This window comes from Burkholderia sp. Ac-20384, from assembly GCF_017104605.1.
GTDB classification, from domain to species: domain Bacteria; phylum Pseudomonadota; class Gammaproteobacteria; order Burkholderiales; family Burkholderiaceae; genus Burkholderia; species Burkholderia lata.
In genome coordinates this window covers 1-7,943 of sequence record NZ_JAAGPE010000367.1, presented here as the reverse complement: position 1 = coordinate 7,943, position 7,943 = coordinate 1, and the positions used below count along the sequence as shown (strand labels likewise).

Annotated in this window: 6 protein-coding genes; 4 read left to right on the top strand and 2 right to left on the bottom strand. The window is 67.7% G+C overall.

The features are described from left to right. Positions 1–1,294 (bottom strand): exodeoxyribonuclease V subunit gamma (locus tag G3O00_RS37245; protein ID WP_206146003.1); only part of this gene is annotated, 1,294 nt, incomplete at its 3' end. 182 nt (positions 1,295–1,476) lie between these two features. Here G3O00_RS37245 and G3O00_RS37240 point away from each other — a divergent pair. Together G3O00_RS37240 and G3O00_RS37235 are read left to right on the top strand one after the other, a co-directional pair. After that, positions 1,477–3,768 carry an FUSC family membrane protein gene (locus G3O00_RS37240; protein WP_174934882.1) on the top strand — a complete coding sequence of 764 codons (2,292 nt, stop codon included), beginning with the start codon at positions 1,477–1,479 and terminating at the stop codon, positions 3,766–3,768. Between the two features lie 290 nt (positions 3,769–4,058). Beyond that, positions 4,059–5,426: an amino acid permease gene (locus tag G3O00_RS37235; protein ID WP_206146002.1), complete on the top strand. Its 1,368-nt coding sequence runs from the start codon at positions 4,059–4,061 to the stop codon at positions 5,424–5,426. A 148-nt stretch (positions 5,427–5,574) separates the two neighbouring features. Here G3O00_RS37235 and G3O00_RS37230 read toward each other — a convergent pair whose 3' ends face one another. Next, complete coding sequence (locus G3O00_RS37230) at positions 5,575–5,736, bottom strand: hypothetical protein (RefSeq protein WP_206146001.1); 162 nt, start codon at positions 5,734–5,736, stop codon at positions 5,575–5,577. A gap of 243 nt (positions 5,737–5,979) precedes the next feature. Between G3O00_RS37230 and G3O00_RS37225 the strand changes: the two genes are divergently transcribed. Together G3O00_RS37225 and G3O00_RS37220 are read left to right on the top strand one after the other, a co-directional pair. Further along, entirely contained in the window at positions 5,980–7,023 is a 1,044-nt protein-coding gene (locus G3O00_RS37225) for a Fe(3+) ABC transporter substrate-binding protein (protein WP_206146000.1), read from the top strand. Between the two features lie 43 nt (positions 7,024–7,066). Further along, positions 7,067–7,943, top strand: an 877-nt coding sequence (locus G3O00_RS37220; protein ID WP_241025512.1) for an ABC transporter permease subunit, incomplete at its 3' end; no start/stop codon positions are given.

Genomic DNA, 7,943 nt, shown 5'->3' with positions numbered 1-7,943 from the left:
CGGGCAGCACGCGCGCGACCGGATTCGCCTGCGACGGCGGCAGGCCGGTGATCCGGTAAGGCACGCGCGAGCCGCCGGCGCCGGCCGTGCCGAACACGGCGTCGATCAGCGGCCCGGCCGCCGCGAGATCGGCCACCGCGACGAGCACGTCGGAAGGCTGCAGGCTCGCGTCGGCGTCGAACCATGCGAGCAGCCGGTCGTGCAGCACCTCGAGCTGGCGCGCGAGGCTGTGGCACACGTGCACCTCGATCCCGCGCTCGGCCGGCGTATCGCCGGTTTCGGCCTCCGGCTGCAGTTCGAGAATCGCGTTCTGCACGCGCGCGAGCCAGGTCGGCGCGGGATTCTCGACGAAACGCGCCGCGTCGCCCGACGCGGCGCTTTCAGTCAGTTCGTGCAGCATGTGCAGCTGCGCCTGCGTCTGCCTGCCCCATTCGGCGAGCAGCGGATGGCCGACTTCCTGGTAGTCGAGCCGCCCGGCCGCATCGAGCGCCTCGGCATGCGCGGCGGTCACGATGTCGAACCAGAATTCGCGGCACGGGTTCAGCGCATAGACGCGCACGTCGATCCAGCGCGACAGCTCGCGCAGCAAGGCGACATGCAGCGGCGGCATCGTCGGCAGTGCGAACACGCTGACCGATTCCGGCCAGTCCGCGTGCGCGATGGTTTCGGGATCGAGATGCCGCGCCTCGACGAGGAAACGGTGCGCCGGCGGCGTGCCGCTGTCGCTCAGCTCGGCGAGCAGCGCGCGCCACAGCGCGGCCTGCCAGCGCTCGTCGTCGCGTGCGGCGTCGCTGATCCCGCGCGGCGCGCCGTCGCCCGCGAGCACGGACTCGCCGGCCTGCCATGCGGACAGCCATTCGGGGCGATAGGTCAGGTAATGATCGAGCACGGCCGCGACGCGGTGTGCAAGCTCGTAGCGCATCGCATCGTCGGACGCGGACAGATACGCGGCCAGCCGCGGCGACGCCAGCCACGGCGCCCCGTCGGACGCCTGCGCAAACAGCCGGTAGCAGCGCCACACGAGGCGGTCGGGCGCAAACGGCGAACGCTTGGGTACCTCCATCACGCGGCCGATCTGGGCCCACAGCCATTGCGCGAGATACGTGAACTCGACGTTCGCGCACACGCCGTTGCGCGCGGCGATGTCGAGCTCGAGGCGGCGGCGCAGCGCCGCGCTCGGCACGATGACCTGTTGCGGCGCCCACGGGCCGTTGCGGGCCGGGAACGCGGCCAGATCCTCGAGCAGCGCGTCGGCCAGCGTTTCGTGATGGTTCGAATAGAAGAGATGGAGCATGAAGCAGGCGTCGGAACCTCGCACCGGCCGGGCCGGGCGAACAGGATCACCAAGGATAGCAAATGGACCGCCGCCGCGGACCTCGTCCGGAAAGCCAGGTTTTGCGGACCGCGAAATACGATAGACTCGTCGCCAGTCAAGATGCCGCCCCCGGGCGTCTTCGTCTGCCATTCAGCCCATCGATGCGCTATTCGGTCGAAATCAGAAAGTTTTTCTACAGCCAGTACTTTTTCGGCGGCCTGCGGATCGCGGTCGGCGTTTCGCTGCCGGCCGTGTTGTGCCTGATCGTGTTTCACAACCGGGAGCTCGGCTTCACGATCTCGACGGGCGCGCTCGGCGCCTGCGTCGTCGACATGCCGGGCCCGCTCAAGTACAAGCACAACGAAATGCTCGCTTGCAGCGTGATCGGTTTTCTGGCCGCGCTCGCCACCGGCCTTGCGACACCGAACATCTTCGTGCTGTGGCTCACCATCGTGCCGCTCACCTTCGTGCTGTCGCTGATCGTGGTCTACGGCAATCGCTGGCCGCAGATCAGCTTCGCGACGCTGTTCATGATGGTGATGACGCTCGAGGAGAAGTTCACGCCGCTGGAGGCGTTCATCAATGCCGGCTGGATTCTCGCGGGCGGCCTCTGGTACACGTACTGGGCCACGCTCGTGTCGCAATGGCAGGCGCGCCGGATCGAGCAGCAGGCGCTCGCCGAGAGCCTGTTCGCGTGCGCCGACTACCTGCTCGCGCGCGCGCAGTTCTACGATCTCGACGCCGATCTCGACGAGTGCTACCGCAATCTCGTCGCCAAGCAGATCACGGCGGTCGAAACGCAGGAAACCGCGCGCGACATCGTGCTGCGCAACCTGCCGAAGCTGCGCCGCGGCAAGCTCGATCCCGGCCGCACGACGATGTACAACCTGTTCATCAACAGCGTCGACCTGCACGAACTGTTCGTCGGCGCGCACACCGATTATCCGCTGGTGCGCAATACGTTCGGCGGCTCCGATCTGATCATTTTCTACCGCGACCTGATCCGCAAGGCGGCCGCCGATCTCGAGGAGATCGGCCTCGCAGTGCTCGAGAACCGCGCACCGCACTCACGCGTCAGCGTGAAGGCCGAGTTGCGCGCGATCGAGTACGAGATCGAGCTGATGCGCAAGAAGAACTTCCCGGCCACCAACGCGGAAGCGTATGCGGCCGTGCTCGCCACGTTCCGGCGCATCTGGAGCGCGACGCGCCTGATCGACCGGATGCGCCGCAACCTGTCGGGCCACGCCGATCCGCAGCAAACCGAACTGAAGATCGACAAGGCGCTCACGCGCTTCCTGCAACGCCGCCGGATGTCGCCGCTGCTGATCTTCTCGAACCTGAACATGCGCTCGCCGAGCTTCCGCCACGCGCTGCGCGTGACGATCGCGGTGGCGGTCGGGTTCTGGCTCGGCCGGCTGCTGCCGCTCACGAACGCGTACTGGATCGTGATGACGACCATCATCATCCTGAAGCCCGGCTACTCGCTCACCAAGCAGCGCAACGCGCAGCGGATCATCGGCACGCTGATCGGCTGCGCGGCGAGCATCGCGCTGATCTACACGGTGAAGGAGCCGCACCTGCTGATCGCGATCATGTTCGGGTCGATGGTGATGAGCTACAGCCTGCTGCTGTTCAACTACGCGGCCAGCGTCGTGTTCACGTCGTCGTACGTGCTGCTGATGTTCCACCTGCTCGCGCCGGGCAGCATGCGGATCATCGGCGAGCGCGCGATCGACACGGTGGTCGGGTGCATGATCGCGATCGCCGCGAGCCGGCTGTTCCCGTACTGGGAATACCGGCTGATGGGCAAGCAGGTCGCCGACATGCTCACCGCCACCCGCAAGTATTTCGAGGCCGTGTGGCGCGCCGGGCGCGGCATGTCGCCGCCGCCGGTGCCGGCCGCCGACGGCGCGGCCGTCGTGCCGGTCGTCGCCGCGGCCATCGAGACGCCGGCCACGACCCTCGACGACGACTACCGCTACCGCCTCGCGCGCAAGGACGTGCACATCGCGTTCGCGAATCTCGGGCAGGCGTTCCAGCGGATGATGATCGAGCCGAAGGCGCACCAGCGCTTCGTGCCCGAACTGAACGACCTGCTCGTGCAGACGCACGTGCTCGGCGCGCAGATCACGGCCGCCGCGCCGCTGATCCGCACCGCCTGCGCGGCCGACGGCAGCATCCTCCACGACGACGCGCTGCATCGCGGCCTTGCCGCGGTGCTCGACAATCTCGAGAAGGCCGAGGCCGGCGAGCCGCCGCCCGCCGATCAGCTCGACGCGTCGAAGCAGATCACGCGCGACCTCGACGCGATGGTCGTATCCGCGGAGAAATCCGATGCGGTGGGCGCCGAACTCACGCACGACCTGAAGGTGCTCGCGCACCAGTGCAAGCAGATGCTCGCGTCGTCGCTGCTGATCCGCAAGGATGCGAGCGTGATCCGCCTGCCCGCCTGACCCAGGCTTTACCCCGCCGGTGGCCGGCCCGCGCATGCCGCGGATCGGCCCCGGCGCTCCCCGATTCAGCGATCCCCGAAGCATGACCCGCCCGTTCCACGCGGCCTGCGCCCTCGGCGCACGACCGCCCCGCCCCCTATTGCGCCCATCGCGCCAGTCAGGGAATACCCGATTCCGGTCACCCGGCCCGGCTTGTTATCATTCGTTCACATTTAAGTTGTCTATACAACTTGAGCCAATCGGACCGGCCCCGCTCGCCCGGTCCGTCGCATAACGATATCGGAGACACGATGAAAAACTTGCAGCGCCACCTGAGTGCGCGGCACATCCGCTTTCTCGCGCTGGGTTCGGCGATCGGCACGGGCCTGTTCTACGGTTCGGCGTCCGCGATCCAGCTCGCGGGCCCGGCCGTGATCCTGGCGTACATCCTGGGCGGCGCGGCCGTCTACATGGTGATGCGCGCGCTCGGCGAGATGGCCGTGCGCGACCCGGTCGCCGGCTCGTTCGGCCACTACGCGACCGAGAACCTCGGCCCGTTCGCCGGGTTCGTCACCGGCTGGACCTACACGCTCGAAATGGTGATCGTCGCGATTGCCGACATCACCGCGTTCGGCATCTACATGGGCTTCTGGTTTCCGGATGTCCCGCAATGGATCTGGGTGCTCGGCGTCGTCGCGATCATCTGCGGGCTGAACCTGTGCCACGTGAAGGTGTTCGGCGAGCTGGAGTTCTGGCTGTCGATCATCAAGGTCGGCGCGATCGTCGCGATGATCGGCGGCGGCGTCGCGATCCTGCTGACCGGCATGCACTTCGGCCACTCGGCCGACGTGCCGACGTTCGCGAACCTGTGGAACCATGGCGGCTTCCTGCCGAACGGCGTCGGCGGGCTGATCGCGTCGCTGTCGGTCGTGATCTTCGCGTACGGCGGGATCGAGGTGATCGGCATGAGCGCCGGCGAGGCGAAGGATCCGGAACGCGTGATTCCGCGCGCGATCAACGCGGTGCCCGTACGCATCCTGCTGTTCTACGTGCTGACGATGGTCGTATTGATGTCGATCAGCCCGTGGACGGGTGTCGGCAACGACGGCAGCCCGTTCGTGCAGATCTTCTCGGCGCTCGGCGTGAAGTCGGCCGCGACGATCCTCAACCTGGTGGTGATCAGCGCGGCGATCTCCGCGATCAACAGCGACATCTTCGGCGCGGGCCGGATGATGTTCGGGATGGCGCGCCAGGGCCAGGCGCCGCGCGTGCTGATGACGACGTCACGGCACGGTGTGCCGTGGGTCACGGTGGTCGTGATGGCAGCCGCGCTGCTCGTCGGCGTGCTGCTCAACTACCTGATGCCGAAGGACGTGTTCCTGATGGTCGCGGCGATCGCGACGTTCGCTACCGTGTGGGTGTGGCTGATGATCCTGCTGTCGCAGGTCGCGATGCGCCGCCGGCTGTCGAACGCCGAAGTCGCGGCGCTGAAGTTCAAGGTGCCGTTGTGGCCGGTCGCGCCGGCACTGACGATCGCGTTCATGGGCTTCGTGATCGTGATGCTCGGCTGGTTCGAGGACACGCGCGTCGCGCTGTATGTCGGCGCGGCCTGGCTCGCGCTGCTCGCGCTCGTGTTCTACGCACGGATCCGCCCGAAGTTCGCACCTGCGTCACGTTGACGCACGACTGACCCGCATCCGCGGCGCGCCGGTTCTGGCGCCCGCTTCTCTCCTGGCTCCGCGCAGCGTCTAGCGCGCCAATAGCCGGAGATTCCCCCCCTTCACCTGCACCCTACGTGCGCGGCCCGCCGGGCCGCGCATCGGCACGTCAGTGCGACGCCGCGCTCGCGGCCTCGGCCGGATGGGCCTCGTCGTACGCGTGCTTCTGCGAAATCGCGTTGTACAGGATCGTCCCGATCACGAGCAGCATGGCCACGACGATCAGGATGCTCACGTTGCGGACAGGGTTCTTCTTGCGCTGATCGTTCATGGTCGGGGCGACTCCGTCAAATTCATCGAAGCGGGCATTCTACGCGCTTGCGCGTCCGCTGCGACGCGCCGGTTCCGATCCTCATCCCCCGCCTTCTCCCGCCCTCCTCAAGCTTTCATTTGATAATCGTTCCCATTTCGATCTAGAATCTCGAATCTTTCATTTTGTAATGTTTCGGGTCGCTCGGGCGGCAGGCGCGCCCCGGAACGCTCCCTTCGTCCACCTGCCCCTTCCGGAGTCTTCATGTCGAATCCGCGCACCCGCCTGCTGCCGCTTGCCGGCGCCCTCGCCCTTGCCGCCGCCGCATTCGCGCCGCTGGCCCACGCGGCCGAAGAAGTGAGCCTGTACACCACCCGCGAACCGAAGCTGATCCAGCCGCTCATCGACGCGTTCACCAGGCAGAGCGGCGTCAAGGTCAACACGGTGTTCGTGAAGGACGGCCTGCTCGAGCGCGTGAAGGCGGAAGGCGCGCAATCGCCGGCCGACGTGCTGATGACGGTCGACGTCGGCAACCTGCTCGATCTCGTCGACGGCGGGCTCACGCAGCCGGTGCGCTCGAAGGCGCTCGACGACGCGATTCCCGCGAACCTGCGCGGCGCGAACGGCGACTGGTACGCGCTGTCGCTGCGCGACCGCGTGCTGTACGTCGAGAAGGACCTGAAGGTCGATGCGTTCCGCTACGAGGATCTCGCCGATCCGAAATGGAAGGGCAAGGTCTGCATCCGCTCGGGCCAGCATCCGTACAACACGGCGCTCGTCGCGGCGATGATCGCGCACGCCGGCGAAGCAGCGACCGAGAAGTGGCTGCGCGGCGTGAAGGCAAACCTCGCGCGCAAGGCGACGGGCGGCGACCGCGACGTCGCGCGCGACATCCTCGGCGGCATCTGCGACGTCGGCCTCGCGAACGCTTACTACGTCGGTCACATGAAGAATGCGGAGGCCGGCAGCGACGCGCGCAAGTGGGGCGACGCGATCAAGGTCGTGCGGCCGACGTTCGCGAATGCGAAGAGCGGCGGCACGCACGTGAACATCAGCGGCGCGACGGTCGCGAAGCACGCGCCGCACAAGGCCAACGCAGTAAAGCTGCTCGAATACCTCGTGTCGCCGGAAGCGCAGGCGCTGTATGCGCAGGCGAACTACGAATACCCGGTGCGCGCGAACGTGAAGCTCGACCCGGTGATCGCCAGCTTCGGCACGCTGAAGATCGACCCGCTGCCGCTGGCGGACATCGCGAAGCATCGCAAGCAGGCGAGCCAGCTGGTCGACAAGGTCGGCTTTGACAACTGACGCATCCACCGCCGGCGCGCGCCGGCCGCCGTGCCGGCCGCGCCTGCTGCCGCGCGCGGGCAGCCTGTGGCTGCTCGCGGCGCTGGCGATCGCCGCGGCGGTCGCGGCGCCGCTTGCAGTGCTGGTGGCCGCCGCGTTCGACGCCGATCTCGCGCACTGGCGGCATCTCGCCGAATTCGTGCTGCCGCAGGCGCTCGTCAATACGCTGCTGCTGCTCGCGGGCGTCGGCGCGATCGTGTCGATCGTCGGCACGGGCTGCGCATGGCTCGTCACCGCATACGACTTTCCCGGCCGCCGGATGCTGACGTGGGCGCTGCTGCTGCCGCTCGCGGTTCCCACCTACATCGTCGCATTCGCGTATCTCGACCTGCTGCACCCGATCGGCCCCGTGCAGGGCGCGGTCCGCTGGATGCTCGGCTTCGACAGCCCGCGCCAGTTCCGCCTGCCCGACCTGCGCTCGCTGCCCGGCGCGATCTTCGTGCTCGGCTTCGTGCTGTATCCATATGTTTACCTGAGCACGCGCGCGATGTTCGTCACGCAGTCCGCGAGCCTGCTCGAAGCCGCGCGCACGCTCGGCGCGGGACGCATCGCCACGTTCTGGCGCGTCGTCGTGCCGCTCGCGCGGCCCGCGATCGCGGTCGGCGTGAGCCTCGCGCTGCTCGAAACGCTGAACGACATCGGCGCATCGGAATTCCTCGGCGTGCAAACGCTGACCGTGTCCGTCTACACGACATGGATCACGCGCTCCGACCTCGCCGGTGCCGCACAGATCGCGCTCGCGATGCTCGCGATCGTCGTCGGCATGATCGTGCTCGAACGCTACGGCCGCCGCCGCCAACGCTACGCGCATGGCCGACGCATGCGGCCGATCGCGCCGCGCCGCCTGACGGGCACCGCCGCATTCGGCGCCGCCGTGCTCG